This is a genomic window from Sphingomonas profundi (assembly GCF_009739515.1).
Classification (GTDB): Bacteria; Pseudomonadota; Alphaproteobacteria; order Sphingomonadales; family Sphingomonadaceae; genus Alterirhizorhabdus; species Alterirhizorhabdus profundi.
In genome coordinates, this window is sequence record NZ_CP046535.1 from 1,436,992 (window position 1) to 1,454,960 (window position 17,969).

Genomic DNA, 17,969 nt, shown 5'->3' on the forward strand with positions numbered 1-17,969 from the left:
GGTGCAGGTCAATTCGGCGGCGTGACGGTGGCGCGCAGTTCCGCCCGCCCCTCCCCGGCGATCCAGCGGAAGGCGCGCACGTCGCTGGATCGGATCGGCCTGCCGGTGGCGTCGGACGCGGGGCGGTAGCGCGCCCGCTCCTCGATCAGCGGGCAGGTGGCGTCGTCCAGCCGCAGATAGCCGCTCGACCGGATCACGCGGCAATTCTCGACCGCGCCGGTCTCGGTCACGTCGAACGCCGCCGTCACCTCGCCCTGCTCGCGCGCGGCGAGCGACTCCGGCGGATAGTCGCTCTGCTTCAGCCAGTTCAGCACCACCGGCCGGTCGCGCGGCGCGGGCGCGGCGGGGCCGTAGGTGGCGGCGGCGGCGGCGAGCGGCGCGGCGCCTGCCAGCCAAAGGATGAAAGCCGGGATCCGCATCGGCCGGCCCTCAGAACGGCTTCAACACGTAGGGCACCACCGTGTCCGGCTGTGCCACCGGGATCTGCCAGCGTACCCGCCGGGCGGCGGCGGCGCGCGCCGGCCTGCCTTTCCTGTCGAGCGCCGGCGTGTAGCGAGCGCGCTCGACGATCAGCCGGCACGTCGCTTCGTCCAGATCGGGCGATCCGCTGGAGGCGGTGACGGCGCAATTCTCGGCCCGGCCGAGGATGCTGATGTCCCACTTCACCGCCACCACGCCTTCGGCGTCGGCCTTGAGCGCGGCGGCCGGATAGTCGTCCGCGGTGATCCACGTCTCGGACGCCTGCGCCACCGCCGCAGCGGAGCGGTCCTTCGCGTGAGCCGGCACGGACAGCGAGAGCGCGGCGACAAGGATGGCCGCCATCGGCAGCGGGCGGCGCGAGAAAGGCATCGTCATCGTCGGCAGTCTTGTTTCCCGTTCGAACGACGGCCGCTATAGCGCGGCCTCCAGACTGGAGCCAACGCCCGATGTCCACCCGTTCGCCGCTCGCCCCCGCCGGCTTTCCCGCGCTGCCCGCGATCCGCGGCGTGCGCCTGGCGGTCGCCCGAGCGCGCTACAAGGCGTGGGATCGGTGCGACCTCACCTTCGTCACGCTGGACGAGGGCACCGCCGTCGCCGGCGTCACGACGCAGAGCCGATGCCCCTCGCCGGAGGTAGAGTGGTGCCGCGCCGCGCTCACCCTCGGCCGGGCGCGGGCGCTGGTGGTGAATGCCGGCAATTCGAACGCCTTCACCGGCCATCGCGGTCGCGCCGCGGTGGAGGCGATCGCCGCCAGGGTGGCGGGCGGCATCGGCTGCCAGCCCTCCGACGTGTTCGTCGCCTCCACCGGCGTGATCGGCGTGCCGCTGCCGATCGACCGGGCCGAGGCGGGGATCGACGCCGCGCTGGCCGCGCCGGAGGCAACGTGGGAGGAGGCCGCCGCCACGATCATGACGACGGACACCTTCCCCAAGGCCGCGGTCGCCCGCGCCAGCCTCGGCGGCACCACGGCGAGCGTCGTTGGCATCGTCAAGGGATCGGGCATGATCGCGCCGGACATGGCGACGATGCTGGGCTTCGTCTTCACCGATGCCGCGATCGATCCCGCCTTCCTCCAGACGATGCTGGCCGAGGCGAACCGCCGCAGCTTCTCCTGCATCACCGTGGACAGCGACACCTCCACCAGCGACACCGTGCTGGCCTTCGCCACCGGCCGCGCCGGCAATGCCCCGCTCGCCTCGTTCGACGATGCCGGCGCCGACGCCTTCCAGGCCGCGCTGACCGATGTGTGCACCCAGCTGGCGCAGCAGGTGGTGCGCGATGGCGAAGGCGCGACGAAGTTCGTCACCGTCACCGTCACGGGCGCCACCGCCGATGCCAGCGCCCACCGCATCGCCCTCTCGATCGCCAACTCGCCTTTGGTGAAGACAGCGATCGCCGGCGAGGACGCGAACTGGGGCCGGGTGGTGATGGCCGTGGGCAAGGCGGGCGAGCCGGCCGAGCGCGACCGCCTCGGCATAATGTTCGGCGCGACGCAGGTGGCGCGCGACGGCCTGGCGGTAGAGGGCTATGACGAAGCGCCCGTCGCCGCGCACCTGAAGGGCAGCGAGATCGACATCGGCGTCGACCTCGGCCTGGGCGAGGGCCGCGCCACCGTGTGGACGTGCGACCTGACCCACGGCTACATCTCGATCAACGCGGATTATCGCAGCTGATGCACGCGCTGCACGAGAGCGTCTCGGCGCTGATGCGCACGGTGGCGGCCGACGTGGTGCTGCCGCGCTTCCGCAACCTGGCGGCGGGCGACGTGTCGGAGAAGACGCCCGGCGATCCGGTGACGATCGCCGATCGCGAGAGCGAGGTGCGGCTCCACGCCGGCCTGGCGGCGCTGCTGCCGGACGCGCGCATCGTTGGCGAGGAGGCGACGGCGGCGGACGCCACGCTGCTCGACCGGATCGACGAGGGCGCCGTCTGGATCATCGATCCGATCGACGGCACGTTCAACTTTGCCGCCGGCCGGCCGCCGTTCGCGATCATGGTGGCGCTGCTGCGGGACGGCGCGCGCGAGGCCGGCTGGATCCTCGATCCGCTGAGCGGGCGCATGTGCCACGCGGCCCGTGGGCTGGGCGCCTGGATCGACGGTGATCGCGTCTCGGCGCGCGGCAGCGGCGGCGCGCGGCTGGTCGCCGGCATCAGCACGCTGTTCATGCCGCCGGCGCGCGGCGCCGAGATAGAGGCGCGCGCCGCCGGCCGGATCGATCTCGCGCCGATCCCGCGCTGCGCCGGCGAGCAATATCCGCGCATCGTCCTCGGCGAGAACGATCTCGCCATGTTCGAGCGCACGCTGCCATGGGATCACGCGGCGGGCGCCCTGTTCGTCGAGGAGTCCGGCGGCACCGTCCGCCGCCTGGACGGCACGGCATATCATGTCGGCGATGGCCGCACCGGCCTGATGGCCGCCGCCTCCCCCCGCATCTGGGACGAGGCGGCGGCGATCCTGCTCTGACGCCCGCACTCGTCCGACGGCAGATGGTCAGGCTAGCGCTGGAGACAGGTCGTTATTTTCTTCGATCCGCAACATGCGGATGTCTCGAACGGATGGCACGAACCAGTTATAGGCTCTTTTCAATTCCTGAACGGCAAGGACGCAATCGACGGCCGTTACCCGTTCGTTGCCGAAATAGGTCGAACCCTGCTGCCAATCGAAACCCTTGGTCTCCAGGGTCCGGCGAATGTCGGCATATGCGTTTCGCCAAGACTGATTCGGGTAAGTCTGCTCAAGCGTCGCCGTGTCTAGATCGAAGACGATCGCGTACATACGCCCTCCGAGTGGTCGATTATGGCCAATGCCGGCTACCATCGATCTTTCCTGCGGTCAGTCGGCATCGGCCCTCGATCCTGTCAGAGCGCGCCCTCGATCCAGCCCTTCAGCTGGCTCTTGGGCGCCGCGCCCACCTTGGTGGCGGCCGGCACGCCGCCCTTGAACAGGATCATCGTCGGGATGCCGCGCACGCCATATTGCGCCGGCGCGTCCGGATTCTCGTCGATGTTCAGCTTGGCGATCGTCACCTTCCCGCCCAGCTCGTCCGAGAGCTCCTCCAGCGATGGCCCGATCATCTTGCACGGCCCGCACCATTCCGCCCAGAAATCCACGAGCACCGGGCCGCCGGCATCCAGCACGTCGTCCTTGAACGAATTGTCGGTGATCTTCTTGGTCGCCATGCCGGACACTCCTGTTTGTCTTCGCCGTGCGAGATAGGATGCGGGCGCCCGCCCCTCAACCCGCCGCTCCACCATCGAGAGGCAGGATTTGCTGCGTGCCTGTCAAGCCCGGCTTGTGCGATCCCAGCAGCGCCGCCGGCAGATCGATCAGGATCGGGCCGGCCGTGTAGAGCAGCGCCGCCTCCACCGCGCGGCCGGGAAACACCTGCTCCAGCGCCGCCACATAGGCGGCCATCTGCTCGACATGGTGGCCGGGCACCGCCGCAAGCCCGGCCGGCACCCGCCGCCCGGTCTTGAAGTCGATCACCCGCACGCGGTCCGCCGTCACCAGCAGCCGGTCGACCGTGCCGGCGATCACGTCGCCGGCCACCACCGCGGCGATCGGCGCCTCCGCCAGCGACTCCGGACCGAACAGATCGGCGAAGCGCGGATCGGCGATGATCGCGCACGCATCGGCCACCAGCCCCTCGCGCACGTTCACGTCGGCGATCCCGGCCGATCGTTCCAGCCACCGCCCCGCCGCGTCTGCGCGATCGGCCGCGGCGATCGCCGGCAGCCGCTCGAACAAGGCGTGCAGCAGGCGCCCGCGATCGGCCGCCGCCCGCATCGCCGCGCCGGGCGGCGGATCGGCGACGAGATCGCGCCCGATCGCGGAGGGCGCCAGCGGGCGCGGCGGCCGTTCCTCCTTCGGCGGATCGCGCCTGAGCCAGTCGGGCGCGGCCGGCTCGGCCACGGCGGTGCGCGGCCGGGCGGTGCGCGCGGTCGTGGCCGGGCCGCCGCGATGGTGGCGCGCCTCGCCCCAGTCCGCATCCGCCTCCCACTCCGCACCCAGGCCGGAGAGCGCATCCTCGATCGCGCGATACCAGCTCTCGGCCGGCGGCTCGCCCTTCGCGCGCGGGCCGAGCGCGCCGCCGATCACCAGCCGCTCCTCCGCCCGCGTCGCGGCGACGTACAGCAGGCGCCAATGCTCCTCCCGCTCGCGCCGCTCGATCCGCGCCAGATCGTCCGCCAGCGTGCCGGCCAGCTCCTCCTTGCGCGGGCGGATCACCGGCAGCACCGGCAGTTCGGGGTCGAGCGTCCAGTCGAGATCGGTCAGCCGCCCCGCCTCCGGATCGGCGGTGGCGTCGGCCAGGATCACGAGCGGCGCCTGCAATCCCTTGGCGCCGTGCACCGTCATCACCCGCACCGCGTCCAGCGGCGCGGAAGGATCGCGCGTGATGTCCACCTCGCCGCGATCGAACCAGTCGAGGAAACGCTGGAGCGAGGGCGTGTCCGCCGCCTCGAAGGCGAGCGCGGCGTTCACCAGTTCCTCGATCGGGTCGCGCGCCTCCGACCCCAGCCGCGCGAGCAGGCGGGCGCGGCCCTGCAACGGGCCGGAGAGGATCGTCTCAAGGAAGCGGTAGGGCGTCGTCAGGTCCGCCTGCGCCAGGATCGCGCCCAGCCCGGCGCGCGCCGCCGCGAAGCCCTCGGCCGCGCGCAGCGCATCCCACAGCGTGCCGGGCCGGCCGAAGCCGATGCGGTAGAGATCGTCCTGCGACACGCCGAACAGCGGCGAGACGAGCAGGCTGGCGAGGCTGAGATCGTCGGCCGGCTGCAGGGCGAAGCGGATCGCCGCCAGCAGATCGCGCACCGCCAGCGGCGCCGTCAGCCGCAGCCGGTCGACGCCGGCCACCGGCACGCCCTCCGCATGCAGCCGCGCCACGATCAGCGAGGCGAGCGCGCCGCGGCTGCGGACGAGGATCAGTATGTCCTCCGGCCGCAGGTCGCGGCCCTTGCCGGCGATGCGGAACGGATCGTCCAGCCACGCGCGGATCTGCCGCGCCAGCCGGCCGGCGAAGGCGCGGGTGGCATCGTCGATCCAGCCCTCCTCGCCCTCCGCATCCTCGTCGTCGCCGGCCTGCGCGCCCGCCGCCACCGGCCGCCACAGCGTGACGACGCCGGGCAGGTGCGCCTTGGCGCTCACATGCGGGTTCGCCGTCGCGTCCAGCCCCAGCCGTTCCGGCCCAAGCTCGTCGAGCAGCCGGTCGACCACCTCCAGCACCGGCGGGGACGAGCGGAACGAGCGATCGAGCGACAGCGACAGCAATTCGCGGTCCACGCCCCGCGCCCGCTCGGCGAAGTGCAGGCCGGCGGCCCGGAAGGCGGCCGGATCGGTGCCCTGGAAGCCGTAGATCGCCTGCTTGAAATCGCCGACGGTGAAGATCGTCCGCGGCCGGCCGCCGCGCGCGCCGTCCCCGGCGAAGAACTCGGCGGCCAGCGCGGCGACGATCGTCCACTGCCGGCCGTTGGTGTCCTGCGCCTCGTCGACCAGGATGTGATCGGTCGCCTGATCCAGCTTGTAGCGCACCCAGTCGCCGATGCCCTCCATCAGCAGCAGGCGCTCCGCCAGCCGGATCAGATCGTCGAAGTCGAGCATCCCGGCCGCCCGCTTCGCCGCCTCGAACGCCTGGGCATAGGCCTGCCCGGCGCGCAGGCCGGCGGCGATCAGATCGGCCAGCGCCGCGCGTCGCCGCAGGCCGGAGAGGGCGGCGCACGCATCACCCAGGCGGCCCGCGTGATCGGCATAGTCGGCGGCGGCGGCCAGCAGCTTGGGCGATGCCTTGCGCGGGCTGCCGTCCTTCGTCAGCACCAGCGCGGCGATCTCGTCCAGCAGGGCGGCACGCTCCTGCCCGCCGGCCGCCAGGAAGGCGGCGGCGCGATCGGCGGCGGCGAGGCCCGTGGCGGTGCCCCAGGCGGCGTTGGCGGCCGCCACCGCCCGCAGTGAGGCGAGCGCGAACGGGGCGATCCCGTCGGCCTCGGCGGCGTCGTCGCCGCAGGCGGCGGCGATCATCGCCTCCACGTCGCCGGAGGGTACGTCCAGCGCGCGGCGTACCTTGGCGGCGATCCCCTGCCCCAGCGCCGCCATCGCCTCGGGCGCGCGGGCGCAGCGCTGGAGATAGGCCTCCGCCGCCGCCTCGCCCAGCCGCCGGCTCAAGGTCTGGAGGTCGTCGATCAGGCCCAGCCTCCCGCCGGCCTCCGCCTCCGCCACCAGGGCGGCCAGCGTGCGCCGGGCGAGCGCCGCGCCCTCGCGCGGGTCCAGCGGGCGAAAGCCGGGGGTCAGCCCCGCCTCGCTGGGAAAGCCGCCGAGCAGGGTCTGGCAGAAGCTGTGGATCGTCTGGATACGCAGGCCGCCGCCCGGCGCATCCAGCACCCGCGCGAACAATGTCCGCGCATCCGCCACCGCGTCGTCATCGTGCGGTTCGCCAAGCGCGAACAGCTCCTTGGCGAGGTCGTTCGGTTTCATCCGCACCCACGCGGCCAGCCGCCGGTGCACGCGCTCCGCCATCTCGGCGGCGCCCGCCTTGGTGAAGGTGAGGCACAGGATCGCCTCCGGCGCGGTGCCGTGCAGCAGCAGCCGCAGCACGCGCGCGCTCAGCACGTGCGTCTTGCCCGTGCCGGCGGAAGCGGAGAGCCAGACGAGCTCGGCCGGGTCGGAGGCGAGCAGCTGCTCCCCCTTCAGCGGGATGAACGGCGCGTGCCTAGACATCGTGAACCGCCCCAGGCCGGATCGACATTGAGCGGATCAAGCCGGTTCTTACACGCATCTTATGCACGCCGCTTATCCTGAGAAGCCATTGAGCCTGTCGAAATGGCTCCTCGGGATGGGCGGACATGCAGAAAGCTGAATGTCGACACGCCCTAGTCGCCACGGCCATACCATTCCTCCAGCCGCATCAGCTGGTCGTAATCGCCGTAGGGTGCGTGCTCCGGGTGCAGCTTGGCGGTGAATGGCGCGTCGCCCGTCAGCCACGTCGCCGCCGCATCGGCCAGGATGCGCGCGGCATGGCCGACGAAATCTTCCTCGGCGATGCCCTCGCCGCGCTTGTTCAGCCCCGCCGGGCTGGTGACATGGCCCAGCCTGCCCTTGGCCGCCGCCATCGACCAATATTCGAACACCGCCGGCGTGCCGCCATAAGGCTGCCCGTCGGCATCGCGAAAGCCGCCGCCCTCCGCGATCAGCCCCAGCAGGCCCAGCTGCATCGCATAGCCGGCCGCCACCTGCGACCGGCCCGGCGGCTTGCCCGTCTTGTAGTCGATGATGGCCAGGCCGCCGTCGGCCAGCCGATCGATGCGGTCGATCTTGCCGTAGAGCGCCACGTCGCCGGCCCGCACCTCGCCGAAGATCTCGGCCGTCAGCGGGCGGCGGCCCTCGGCCAGATTCCCGGCCACCGTCCTGGCGGTGAAGTCGATCGCCTCCATCAGCCGCGGCGTCCACAGCGCCTTCAGCACCGGATGGGCCACGATCTCCGCCAGCATCGCCCGCGCCCGCGCCTCCAGCTTCGCCGGATCGCAGCCGTCCTGCTTCATCCACCGCTCGAACACGGCGTGCACCGCATTGCCGCGCCACGCCGCGCTCGGATCGGCATCCACCGCGTCCAGCCGGGCCAGCCGCAGCATCGTATCGGCGTAGAAGGCGAACGGATCGGCCTTCAGCCGGTCCAGCCGGGTCACGGCGATGCGACGTGGCCGATCCTCGGAAGGCGGCGCCGGCGCCGGGCGATCTGCCGGCGTCACCGCCGCCGGATGATCGAGCAGCCGCGCCCAAGCGGCGAGGCGCGGCTCGCGCGGCAGCCCGCCCGTCATCGCCGCCAGCCGCAGCCACAGGCGGGAGGCGATCGCCGGGCCGGCCGCGCCGCGCCGCGCCCGCGTCACCAGCACCTCCGCGCCGCCCAGCCCCTGCGCGAAATCATGCGCCGCGACGCCGATCCGCCGCTCGACGCCCGGCAGGCCGAGGTCGGCGCGGATGCGCGGTGCCAGCCACGGATCGGTCGGCGGCAGGCCGGGCCAGACGCCCTCGTTCAGCCCACCCAGAATGGTGAGGTCCGCGCGCTGCAGCCGCGCCTCGATCAACCCCCACACGAACACGCGCGGATGATCGCCGGCCGGCGGCCGCACGGCGACCCCGTCCATCAGCTGCCGCAGGATCGCCGCCACGTCCTCGCCGCGAACGGCCGCTGGCCCCTCGCCTGCCGCCGCCTCGACGCCGGCGATCAGCTCGGCGGCGGCGCGCCCGGCGGGTCCGGCCCAGGCCGCGTCGCCCGCCAGCCGGTCCGCCGCCTCGCGCAGCGCCGCGATCAGGTCCGCCAGGGTCGCCCGGCCGGAGAAGGCGGCCTCCAGCGGCGCGAGCAGCGCCCGCGCCTCCGCCCACCACGCCTCCGCCGCCGCGCGCAGGCGCCGCGTGCGATCCTCGCCGCCGGCCAGAGCGGCGGAGATGCCGGCGAGGCCCGCTGGCGGGCGCGGCCCGCGCAGCGCCAGATCGAGCCGGCGGACGCCATCAAGCCACGCGAGCCGCGCCTCGCCCTGCGCCGACAGCGGATGCTTGAGCAGCGCCAGCAGCGGCACGGGCGCAAAGCCCTCCGCCGCCGCCTCGGCCAGCCCGATCAGCAGCGTGCCGGGCGGCGTGGCGGAGAGCGGCCGGCCAGCGGAATCGTCGGCGGCGATGCCCCAGCGGCCCAGATGCGCCACCACCCGCCGGGCCAGGTCGCGGTCCGGCGTCACCAGCGCCACAGTGCGGGCGGGCTGCTCCAGCGCGCCGCGCATGGCGATGGCGATGGCCTGCGCCTCCTCGGCCGGGCCGGCCAGCTCCGCCACCCGCACGCCGGCCAGCCGCCGCTCTCCGGGCGGCAGGTCGCTCCACCGCGCGGTGAAGGCGGCGGGCGCCATCGCATGGCCGATCACGCGGGTGCGCGCGGCCGGCGCGCTCCGTCCGCCGCGCCATGGCCAGGGCAGCACCTCCCGCCGCCCCGCGCCGATCGCATCCAGCATGCGCTTGGGCAGATATTGCGGATGGGTCTCGATCGCCGGCTTGGCGCGGGCGCCCTCGGTGGTGGCCACGTGCGGGCCTAGCGCGTCCCACTCGGCGTCCGGCATCGCCAGGTCCAGCCCGGCGAACACCACCATGCCGGCCGGCAGCGCGGCGATCGTGCGCAGCAGCCGCCCGGCGCTGGGCGCGGACACGGCGATGCCGGCGGCGACGACGAAGCCCTGCGGCGGGGCCGCCCGCCACGCCTGCGCCGCGCGATCCAGCAGGCGGTTGCGCCGCTCGGCCAGGTCGATCCGGCCGCGGGCCGCCAGCTCCCCGGGCCAGGCCACCAGGATCGTCTCCAGCACCGCCAGCGATGCCTGCCAGTGGGCGGAGAGCAGCGGCTCGATCGCCGGATCGACGACGCGGGTGAGCCGGCGCGGATCGACGTCCTCGGTCACGAGTTGGTCCAGCGTGCGGGCCAGGTCCGCCGCCAGCCGCACCGCTTCCGCCGCACCCACCGGCTCGCCGGCGCGCACCCGCGCCTCCGCCACCAGCCGGGCCAGGACGAACTGGCGCTCCAGCGGATCGATCGCGGGCGGTATGTCGTCCGCCCCGATCGGATCGAGCAGGCTGCCGAGCCGCTCGTCCAGCTCGGGATCGCCGATCGCCGCCATGCGCGGCAGCAGCAGCCCGCCCGCCGCCCGCCGCACGAAGGCGTCGCGCAGTGCGGTGATCGCGCGGTTGTTCGGCAGCAGCACCAGCCCGCGCGCCAGCGCCAGCGGATCCTTGCCCGCCCGCGCGATCAGGCCGGCGGCCAGGGCATCGGCAAAGGCGCGGTGCGGCGGGATCGTGTAGAGCGCCAGCCGTGGCGCGCCCGCCCCCTCGTCGCGCCTCTCGTCCGCTCCCGCCTCAGCCACCGGCGAGCATCGCCTCCGTCGCGCCGATCGCGCCCGGCGTGCCGACGTCGAACCACAGGCCCTGATGCACCACGCCATAGGCGCGGCCCGCCGCGATCGCCCGATCCCACAGCAGATTGGTCGAGAACGGTCCTTCCGGCACGTCGGCGAACAGCCGGCGGGATGCCAGCTGCACGCCGGTGAACACGAACGGCGCCACCCGCCCCGGCCGCCGCCGGCTCAGCACGCCATCGGCATCCATGTGGAAATCGCCCCTGCCCTTGTGGCAGTTGGCGCGGGCCAGCGGCACCACCAGCAGCAGCGCGTCCATCGCCGCCTCGTCCCACCGCTGGGCGAGCAGGCCGATCGCGTCCACCGGGCCGTCCACCCAGTAATTGTCGCTGTTCACCACCAGGAAGCGATCGTCCTCGATCAGCGGCAGCGCCTTGGCAACGCCACCGCCGGTCTCCAGCAGGTGGCCGCGCTCGTCGGATACGGCGATCTCCATGTCGGCCATCTTGTGCCGCAGGTGCGCCTCCACCGAATCCGCCAGATAGTGGACGTTCACCACCGCCCGCGCGATGCCGGCCGCGCGCAATCGATCGAACACATGGTCCAGCAGCGGCTTGCCCGCCACCTCCACCAGCGGCTTCGGCCGCGTCGCGGTGAGCGGCCGCATCCGCTTGCCCAGCCCCGCGGCCAGAACCATGGCGGTGCGCACGGGCGGCGCATCGCCGGTGGGGCGCAGCGCGAGGGGCTTGGCGAAACGGCTCATGCGGCAAACTCTTCCCAGGCGGCGGCACGCGCCGCGGCGGGCACGTTGGCATCGAACCATGACGCGACGGCGGCGAGCGCCGGATGGGCGAGATCCCGCTCCAGATAGCGCCATACGCGTGGGCAGAAGCGGCGGTAGCCCGGCTTGCCGTCGCGCCGCCACAGCCGCACGAAGATGCCGAGGATCTTGGCGTTGCGCTGCGCGCCCAGCAGCGCGTAGGCGCCCTCGTCCAGCCCGCGGGCGGCGCGGTAACGGGCGAGCATCTCCGCCTCTATCGCCACCGGCACGTCGCGGCGCGCATCCTGCAGCAGCGAGACGAGATCGTAGGCGGGATGGCCGGCCAGCGCATCCTGGAAGTCGAGCAGGCCCAGCCGGCCGTCGTCCGGCAGCATGATGTTCTCGGCATGATAGTCGCGCAGGGTCGTCACCGTGCCGGCATCGGCGATGGGCGCCAGCGCCTCGTCCCAGGCGGCGCGATAGCCGGCCTCGTCCACCGCCAGGTCCAGCGCGGGCGCGTACCATTCGGTAAACAGCCCCGCCTCGCGCTGATACTCGGCCATGTCGTAGCGGCGCAGGCCCGGCGCCGGCGGATGATCGTGGAGGTCGACGAGCAGGTCGATCGCGCGCGCATAGACCGGCCGCTCGGCGGCGGCATCGGCGTCCACCGTCTCGCGCATCCGGGCATCGCCGAAATCCTCGATCAGCACCAGGCCATGGTCGAGATCGGTGGCGAGGATGCGCGGCGGCGCGAACCCCAGCGCCGCCAGATGAGCGGCCACGCGCAGGAACGGGCGGGGATCCTCGTGCGGCGGCGGCGCGTCCATCAGCACGGCCGCGCGCCGGCCGTCCACGATGCGGAAGTAGCGGCGGAAGCTCGCGTCGCCGGCCAGCGGCAGGATGGCGGCGCCCGCCCAGCCGTTCGCGGCCAGGAAGGCGGGCGCCGCTGCGGGCGGGATCATCGCGGAAGGCGGTGCGGAGGCGGCCATCGCGTCTCCCAAGCCGCCGGCACATCCCAAGTCAAGCGGCGCGCGCCATCGGGGGTGACGGCGAAGGCGAGCAGCAGCGCGTGCGGCCAGAGCGCCGCGCCCAGCCGTTCCGGCCATTCGATCAGCAGCGCGCCGTCCGTCAGCAGGTCGTCCAGACCCAGCTCCTCCGCCTCGGCCGGATCGTCGATGCGGTAGAGATCGACATGGCCGACGGGCAGCGACACCTCCGGCGGCGCATAGGCCTGGACGATCGCGAAGCTGGGGCTCGGCGCCTCCTCGGCCAGCCCCAGCGCCGCCAGCACGCCGCGCGCGAAGCTGGTCTTGCCCGCGCCCAGATCGCCGCGCAGCGCCACCACGTCGCCCGCCCGCAGCAGCGGCGCCAGCGCCGCGCCGGCGGCGTGGGTGGCGGCGGCATCGGGCAGGTCAATCGTCATAAGCGGGCCATACGGAGAGCTCGGCCAGGCATTCCTTTCCGCGTCACCCCGGACCATTCAAGGCACCCTCCCATCCTAGCGCACCCGCGGCAGGCGGATGATCAGGGTGGTGCCCTCCCCGGGTTCGGAGGTGAGCGCCAGCGTGCCGCCATGCGCCTCGACGAACTGGCGGGTCAGCCGCAGGCCCAGCCCGCCGGCGGTCTGGCCGTCGCGCGATCGGGCGCTGGCGCGCTCGAAGCCGGCGAAGATGCGGTCGCGCATCTCCGCGCCGATGCCGGGCCCGTTGTCGGAGACGACGATCTGCGCCGTCTGCCGGTCGCCCTCGACGTGGAACAGCACGCGCCCGCCCGTCTGGGTATAGGTGATCGCGTTCTTCAGCAGATGGTCCACCGCCTGGCGCAGCCGCCGCCCGTCCCCCTCCACGGCGCCGACCGAACGGTCGATCCGCGTCACCAGATCCAGCCGGCGCGCCCGCGCCGTGTCGGCGATGTCGGCCGCCGCCTCGCGGCACAGCGCGTGGAGGTCAACCGGCTGGCGCGCCATGGGCAGGCTGCCCGCCTCCACCTGCGTCAGATCGAGCACGTCGTCGATCAGCGCGCCCAGCCGGGCGACCGACTCCAGGATCGCGCCGACATATTCGCCCGCCGTCTCGCCCAGCGGCCCGGCATAGCCGCCGGCCAGCATCTCGGCGAAGCCGCCGATCGAGGTGAGCGGCGTGCGCAGCTCGTAGCTCATGTTGGCGACGAAGGCGTTCTTCAGCCGGTCCGTCTCCTCAAGCGCCTCGTTGCGGTCGCGCAGCGCGCGCTCGATGCGGCGGCTGTCGGTGACGTCCAGCATCGTGAACAGCGCGTTCCCGTCCGGCAGCGGCACTGCCGCGAAATCGAAGTCGCGCCCGTCGACGAACGAGACCCGGCCGGATCGCTGCTGCCGCTCGGTCGTCGCGATGCGCACCAGCTCGCGGATCAGGCTGGCGCGGGCCGGGTTGGCGAGGCGCTTGGCCGCCGCCTCCACCAGCGCGTCGACGCGGGGGTGCTGCGCCAACTCCTGCTCGGTCAGCGCCCAGGCATCCCGGAAGCGGCTGTTCCACAGGTTCAGGCGGCCGTCGGCGGCGAACACGCCGACCGCCTCGAACAGATTGTCGAACGTGGCGGTGCGCACGCGCACCAGCGTGTCGCGGGCGGAGGCAAGCTGCACCTGCTCGGTGCGATCCTCGAAGATCAGCAGCAGGCCGCCATCGGGCAGCGGTTGCGCCAGCACCCGCAGGTGCGCGCCGTCGGGCAGCAGCCAATTCTCCTCGATCGATTCCTCGGCCACGTTGAACCAGCGCCGCCGCTCCGCCTTCCAGCCGGGGAAGTCGCGGCTCTCGGGCAGGTGGCCGCCCTCGCGCATCCGTTCCAGCACGCGATCGAATTCGGGGCGGTCGGCCAGCCACTCGGGCCGCAGCGCGAACAGGCGGGCGAAAGGCTGGTTGGAGAAGACGAGCGACCGATCCGGCCCGAACTGCGCCACCCCGGCGGAGAGCAGGTCGAGCATGTCGCGCTGGGCGCGGGCGAAGCGGACCAGGTCGGCGCGGGCATTCTCCAGCTCCTCCACGTCGATCGCATAGCCGGCGACGCCCGTCTCGCCGATCGGCACGTCGACGATGCGGATCGTGCGGCGGGTGCCGCCGATCGTGGCGGGCGCGGTGCGGGTGGCGATGCGCCCGCTCTCGCGCACGGCGGCGGCGGCGGCGAGCGGCCCCTTGCCGCCGCCGCCCTCCACCAGTTCCAGCCCGCGCGCCACCACGTCGGCCGCATCCTCGCCCTCCACGGCCAGCACATAGGCGCCGTTCACCAGCGCGAGGCGCAGGTCCGGCCCGCGATACCACATCGGGAAGGGCGCCGCCTCGATCACGGCGGAGAGTCCCTCGATGGCGTTGCCCAGCCGCGCGCCTTCCTCGCCCAGCCGCTCGATCTCGGCCTGGCTGTCGGTCGCGTCGAAGAACCAGAGGACGATCTCGCCCGGCCGCGCCGCCGGCCGGCCGCGCACCATCATCACCCTGGCCGAGCCGTGCGCCCGCACCGGCCGCGCGAAGGCCGCGCCGGATCGCTGGGCGGCGGCGATGTCCTGCAGCAGCGCGGCGTGGTCCGCCGCGAGGAGCCCGGTCTCGCCGCCCGCCCCGGCGAGATCGGCGAGCGTGGCGGGCGCCGCGGTCAGCCCCAGCCAGTCGCCCAGCCGCGGATGGGCGCGCAGCCGCCCCTCGCCGTCGACGCGCACCGGCACGGCCGGGCCGTGGGCCAGCAGCTCGTCAAGCTCGCGCTGGCCCGCGATCGCCCGCCGCGCGGCGGCCGCGCGGCGCACGCCGGCCACGGTCGCCAGCACGGCGGCAACCAGCCACAGCGCCATGACGGTCGCGGCGATCGCGGCGGCGGTCGGCGAGAGGGCGATCACGGGCGGGCGGCGGCGGGCATCGTCACCCGTCTAGCGGCAGGCCGGGCGATGCTGAACCTCTTTCGTCGGCGGCAGGCGCGCGAAACCAGGTGCGATCCCGATCCACCTCCATTTGCCCGGCCAGCAGCTTCGCGTCTATTCGCCACGGCTCCGGCGAAGTCGCGATCGAAGAGGGTGTGCCGCATATGGAGCGTTGGCTGCTGCTGTCCAACTGCCAGACGTTCGGTCTTGCGAACAGCTTCTCGCTGCTGAACAGCAAGCTCCACGTCGACTCGGCCGATATCTGGACGTTCAAGGTCGATGCGGAGCGCTACAATCGCGAGATGGCCGATTATGATCGCGTGATCGTCCACCCCGATATCATCATGGCGCCGGAGTTCGACGCAAGCCGGGCGGTGAACATCAACCATCTCCCCTCGATCGATTTCGGCGCCTACCATCCCGACTTCGGATATTTCTGGATCGACGGCACCTTCGTCAACAGCCCGATGACGGCCTACCACTCGGTGATCGCCGTCGCCGCCTATAATGAGGGGCTGTCGCTGGCCGATACCCGCCGCCTCTACAACGGCCGCATGTACGAGGCGTGCGGCTATCATCGCGACTGGGCGCCGCAGCGGGATGCGCTGCTGCGCCGCTACAAGGATCATGGCGTCGATCTGGCCGCCAGCTTCCAGCACTGGGGCCGTGGCCGCGCCTTCATGTACAGCGTCAACCATCCCCGCATCGAGGAGCTGTACCAGGTCGCCCGCGCCTTCGTGCTCGCGCTCGGCCTGCCGATCACCGAGACCGACATCGTGCCCGCCGACAATCTGATCGCCGGCCCCTGCCTGCCGGTCTACGACGAGGTGGGCGAGATGCTGGGCGTGCGCGGCTCCTATCTGTTCAAGGCGGTCGGCCGGTACGCCTATGTCGGGCTGGACACCTTCCTGGACGAGAGCTTCGCCATCTTCGCCGGGCACGGCCGGCACGTGATCCAGCCGCACCCGCACTACCAGCCGCGCTACGATCAGGTTCTCTCCGTCATACGAGGTCAGGCATGAGCAGCCCGTACAGCACGCTGAAGGACTATCAGTTCTGGCGCCGCGCCGTATCCCGCACTGAAACGCACCTGTTCGATCCGGTGGTGGCGCCGCGCTTCCGGATCGCGGCGGATGCCCGGGTGGCGACGGCGGGCAGCTGCTTCGCTCAGCACATCTCCCGCCGGCTGCGCGAGATCGACTTCAACTATTACATCCCCGAAGCGGGCGAACATCTGCCGGCCGAGGAGCGGGGGCCGCGCAACTACGGCGTGTTCTCGGCGCGCTTCGGCAACCTCTACACCACCGCCCAGCTGCACCAGCTGTTCCTGGAAGCGTTCGGCGAGCGCATTCCGCACGAGATGGCGTGGCGGCGGCCTGACGGCCGCTACGTCGATGCCTACCGCCAGCAGGTGGAGCCGGCCGGCTTCGCCAGCGCGAACGAGGTGGCGGCGGATCGCGCCCGCCACCTGGCGGCGGTGCGAGCGATGTTCCTCAACGCCGACGTGTTCGTGTTCACCATGGGGCTGACGGAGGCGTGGCGATCGCGCGTGGACGGATCAGTCTTCCCGCTCGCCCCCGGCGTGGTCGCCGGCAGCTTCGATCCGGAGCGGTATGAGGCGGTGAACTTCGGCGTCGAGGAGGTGCGCGGCGACCTCGTCCGCTTCCTCGATCGGCTGAAGGCGGTGAACCCCGGCGTGCGCGTGCTGCTGACGGTATCGCCGGTGCCGCTGATCGCCACGTTCGAGGATCGCAACGTGCTCTGCTCCACCACCTACAGCAAGTCGGTGCTGCGCGTGGTGGCGGACATGGTGACGCGCGAGCATGACTGGACGGACTATTTCCCGTCGTTCGAGATCATCACCGGCAGCTATGCCGGCGGGCTGTACTACGAGGACGATTATCGCGACGTGAACCGCATCGGCGTGGCCCACGCGATGCGCTGCTTCCTGAAGAATTATGTCGAGCGGGACGCACCGCCGCAGCCGGACGCGGCCGCAGCGCAGCTGGTGGCGGCCCGCGCCGCCAGCTCCGGCGTGATCTGCGACGAGGAGGCGATCGACGCGATCCGCGCCTGAGGCGATTCGTGCCCCGGCGCGCGCTCAGGCGGCGCGTGCCGGGAGCGGAGTCGGCGCGTCGCGCGGGGCCTCCGTCGCCTCGACGGCCTCGGGTGCCGTCGCCTTGTGGCGCAGCACGATCATGTCCTGATGGCCCAGCGCGCCGCGCGGGATGTAGCTCATGATGTCGAAGAAGCGGCCCCAGTGCGAAAAGACATAGGCCGGCGTGTGGAAGCTGCTCTGGTAGAAGCTCGGGAAATTGTCAGCCCACACATCGTCGACGAGGAAGTAGAAGCCGTCTTTCGCCAACGCCTCCCGCGCTCCCGTGACCACCCGTTGCAGCGCCGCATCGTCCTTCGGCAGCACCGATGTCCAGTGGTCGAAGGCGAACGGGCCGTGCACCGTCAGCATCAGCACGCCGCCGGGCGCCAGCACGCGGCCCAGCTCGGCCAGCCACGCATCCTGATAGGCTTCGTCCAGATGGCTCAGCACGCTGTGGTTGATGATGAGGTCGAAATGGCCGTCGGCATAGGGCAGCGGCGGCAGGCCGGGCGTGTGCTGCACATGCAGATAGGGCAGGTTGTCACGCAGCCACGCGATGCCCTTCGGATCGATGTCGCAGCCGTGCAGTTCCTGCGCGTGCGGGTGGAACGGCAGGTGGCGCAGGATGCGGCCGCAGCCGCAGCCCCATTCCAGGATGCGCGCGAACTGCGGCAGGCTGCGGCCGATACCAGCCAGCGCCATGGCGAAGTTCTGCACCGACAGGGCGCCAAGCGTATCGAACAGCACGGGATCGCGCGTGCCCGCCACGTTGAAGCGAAGGTCCTCCGGCGGAAGCGGCAGCATCGATCATCCTCCTGTCGCGGGCACGACGCCCGCGGCAGGAGGTATAGGCATCAGCCGCTCGCCGCCGACACGCCTATCCG

15 protein-coding genes are annotated in these 17,969 nt (G+C 72.5%); 4 read left to right on the top strand and 11 right to left on the bottom strand.

What is annotated here, in order from left to right; all coding sequences use genetic code 11:
• Positions 1-8: 8 nt before the first annotated feature.
• Positions 9-419 (bottom strand): energy transducer TonB, encoded by a 411-nt coding sequence (locus tag GNT64_RS06625; RefSeq protein ID WP_156678786.1) that lies wholly within the window; start codon positions 417-419, stop codon positions 9-11.
• Between the two features lie 10 nt (positions 420-429).
• Positions 430-855 carry an energy transducer TonB gene (locus GNT64_RS06630; RefSeq protein WP_156678787.1) on the bottom strand — a complete coding sequence of 142 codons (426 nt, stop codon included), beginning with the start codon at positions 853-855 and terminating at the stop codon, positions 430-432.
• Positions 856-926: 71 nt separating this feature from the next.
• On the opposite strand from GNT64_RS06630, the gene argJ reads away from it, so the two are divergent.
• Complete coding sequence (argJ, locus tag GNT64_RS06635; RefSeq protein ID WP_156678788.1) at positions 927-2,153, top strand: bifunctional glutamate N-acetyltransferase/amino-acid acetyltransferase ArgJ; 1,227 nt, start codon at positions 927-929, stop codon at positions 2,151-2,153.
• The gene (locus GNT64_RS06640) at positions 2,153-2,944 is read left to right on the top strand and encodes an inositol monophosphatase family protein (protein ID WP_156678789.1); all 792 of its coding nucleotides are present in this window, start codon (positions 2,153-2,155) and stop codon (positions 2,942-2,944) included. Before argJ ends, GNT64_RS06640 begins: the two co-directional genes overlap by 1 nt.
• A 27-nt stretch (positions 2,945-2,971) precedes the next feature.
• Here the strand turns inward: GNT64_RS06640 and GNT64_RS06645 are convergent, their stop codons facing one another.
• The 8 genes from GNT64_RS06645 to GNT64_RS06680 form a co-directional block, all read right to left on the bottom strand.
• Positions 2,972-3,256: a virulence factor gene (locus GNT64_RS06645; RefSeq protein WP_156678790.1), complete on the bottom strand. Its 285-nt coding sequence runs from the start codon at positions 3,254-3,256 to the stop codon at positions 2,972-2,974.
• An 83-nt stretch (positions 3,257-3,339) separates the two neighbouring features.
• Complete coding sequence (trxA, locus tag GNT64_RS06650) at positions 3,340-3,660, bottom strand: thioredoxin TrxA (RefSeq protein WP_156678791.1); 321 nt, start codon at positions 3,658-3,660, stop codon at positions 3,340-3,342.
• Positions 3,661-3,715: 55 nt separating this feature from the next.
• On the bottom strand, positions 3,716-7,186 hold the full coding sequence (addA, locus tag GNT64_RS06655; protein WP_156678792.1) for a double-strand break repair helicase AddA: 3,471 nt from the start codon (positions 7,184-7,186) through the stop codon (positions 3,716-3,718).
• A gap of 152 nt (positions 7,187-7,338) precedes the next feature.
• Positions 7,339-10,362, bottom strand: a complete 3,024-nt coding sequence (addB, locus tag GNT64_RS06660; protein ID WP_231639339.1) for a double-strand break repair protein AddB — start codon at positions 10,360-10,362, stop codon at positions 7,339-7,341.
• Positions 10,355-11,116, bottom strand: coding sequence for a nucleotidyltransferase family protein (locus GNT64_RS06665; RefSeq protein WP_156678794.1), 762 nt, complete (start codon positions 11,114-11,116; stop codon positions 10,355-10,357). Before GNT64_RS06665 ends, addB begins: the two co-directional genes overlap by 8 nt.
• A complete protein-coding gene (locus GNT64_RS06670) occupies positions 11,113-12,075 on the bottom strand; it encodes an aminoglycoside phosphotransferase family protein (protein WP_156681479.1) in 963 nt (320 codons plus the stop codon). Before GNT64_RS06670 ends, GNT64_RS06665 begins: the two co-directional genes overlap by 4 nt.
• Complete coding sequence (gene tsaE, locus GNT64_RS06675) at positions 12,072-12,536, bottom strand: tRNA (adenosine(37)-N6)-threonylcarbamoyltransferase complex ATPase subunit type 1 TsaE (protein ID WP_156678795.1); 465 nt, start codon at positions 12,534-12,536, stop codon at positions 12,072-12,074. The genes GNT64_RS06670 and tsaE overlap by 4 nt, the downstream gene beginning before the upstream one ends.
• Positions 12,537-12,611: 75 nt before the next feature.
• Positions 12,612-14,921 carry a sensor histidine kinase gene (locus tag GNT64_RS06680; protein ID WP_156681480.1) on the bottom strand — a complete coding sequence of 770 codons (2,310 nt, stop codon included), beginning with the start codon at positions 14,919-14,921 and terminating at the stop codon, positions 12,612-12,614.
• A 230-nt stretch (positions 14,922-15,151) separates the two neighbouring features.
• On the opposite strand from GNT64_RS06680, the gene GNT64_RS06685 reads away from it, so the two are divergent.
• Both GNT64_RS06685 and GNT64_RS06690 read left to right on the top strand, forming a co-directional pair.
• The gene (locus GNT64_RS06685) at positions 15,152-16,009 is read left to right on the top strand and encodes a WcbI family polysaccharide biosynthesis putative acetyltransferase (RefSeq protein WP_156678796.1); all 858 of its coding nucleotides are present in this window, start codon (positions 15,152-15,154) and stop codon (positions 16,007-16,009) included.
• Positions 16,006-17,064, top strand: a complete 1,059-nt coding sequence (locus tag GNT64_RS06690; RefSeq protein WP_156678797.1) for a GSCFA domain-containing protein — start codon at positions 16,006-16,008, stop codon at positions 17,062-17,064. The genes GNT64_RS06685 and GNT64_RS06690 overlap by 4 nt, the downstream gene beginning before the upstream one ends.
• 24 nt (positions 17,065-17,088) lie before the next feature.
• On the opposite strand, the gene GNT64_RS06695 is transcribed toward GNT64_RS06690, so the two are convergent.
• Complete coding sequence (locus tag GNT64_RS06695) at positions 17,089-17,889, bottom strand: class I SAM-dependent methyltransferase (RefSeq protein ID WP_156678798.1); 801 nt, start codon at positions 17,887-17,889, stop codon at positions 17,089-17,091.
• Positions 17,890-17,969: the final 80 nt, after the last annotated feature.

Coding starts and splice junctions, on each gene's coding strand:
- GNT64_RS06625 (WP_156678786.1), bottom strand. CDS start 419: ATGCGGATCCCGGCTTTCATCCTTTGGCTGGCAGGCGCCGCGCCGCTC.
- GNT64_RS06630 (WP_156678787.1), bottom strand. CDS start 855: ATGACGATGCCTTTCTCGCGCCGCCCGCTGCCGATGGCGGCCATCCTT.
- argJ (WP_156678788.1), top strand. CDS start 927: ATGTCCACCCGTTCGCCGCTCGCCCCCGCCGGCTTTCCCGCGCTGCCC.
- GNT64_RS06640 (WP_156678789.1), top strand. CDS start 2,153: ATGCACGCGCTGCACGAGAGCGTCTCGGCGCTGATGCGCACGGTGGCG.
- GNT64_RS06645 (WP_156678790.1), bottom strand. CDS start 3,256: ATGTACGCGATCGTCTTCGATCTAGACACGGCGACGCTTGAGCAGACT.
- trxA (WP_156678791.1), bottom strand. CDS start 3,660: ATGGCGACCAAGAAGATCACCGACAATTCGTTCAAGGACGACGTGCTG.
- addA (WP_156678792.1), bottom strand. CDS start 7,186: ATGTCTAGGCACGCGCCGTTCATCCCGCTGAAGGGGGAGCAGCTGCTC.
- GNT64_RS06665 (WP_156678794.1), bottom strand. CDS start 11,116: ATGAGCCGTTTCGCCAAGCCCCTCGCGCTGCGCCCCACCGGCGATGCG.
- GNT64_RS06670 (WP_156681479.1), bottom strand. CDS start 12,075: ATGATCCCGCCCGCAGCGGCGCCCGCCTTCCTGGCCGCGAACGGCTGG.
- tsaE (WP_156678795.1), bottom strand. CDS start 12,536: ATGACGATTGACCTGCCCGATGCCGCCGCCACCCACGCCGCCGGCGCG.
- GNT64_RS06680 (WP_156681480.1), bottom strand. CDS start 14,921: ATGGCGCTGTGGCTGGTTGCCGCCGTGCTGGCGACCGTGGCCGGCGTG.
- GNT64_RS06685 (WP_156678796.1), top strand. CDS start 15,152: ATGGAGCGTTGGCTGCTGCTGTCCAACTGCCAGACGTTCGGTCTTGCG.
- GNT64_RS06690 (WP_156678797.1), top strand. CDS start 16,006: ATGAGCAGCCCGTACAGCACGCTGAAGGACTATCAGTTCTGGCGCCGC.
- GNT64_RS06695 (WP_156678798.1), bottom strand. CDS start 17,889: ATGCTGCCGCTTCCGCCGGAGGACCTTCGCTTCAACGTGGCGGGCACG.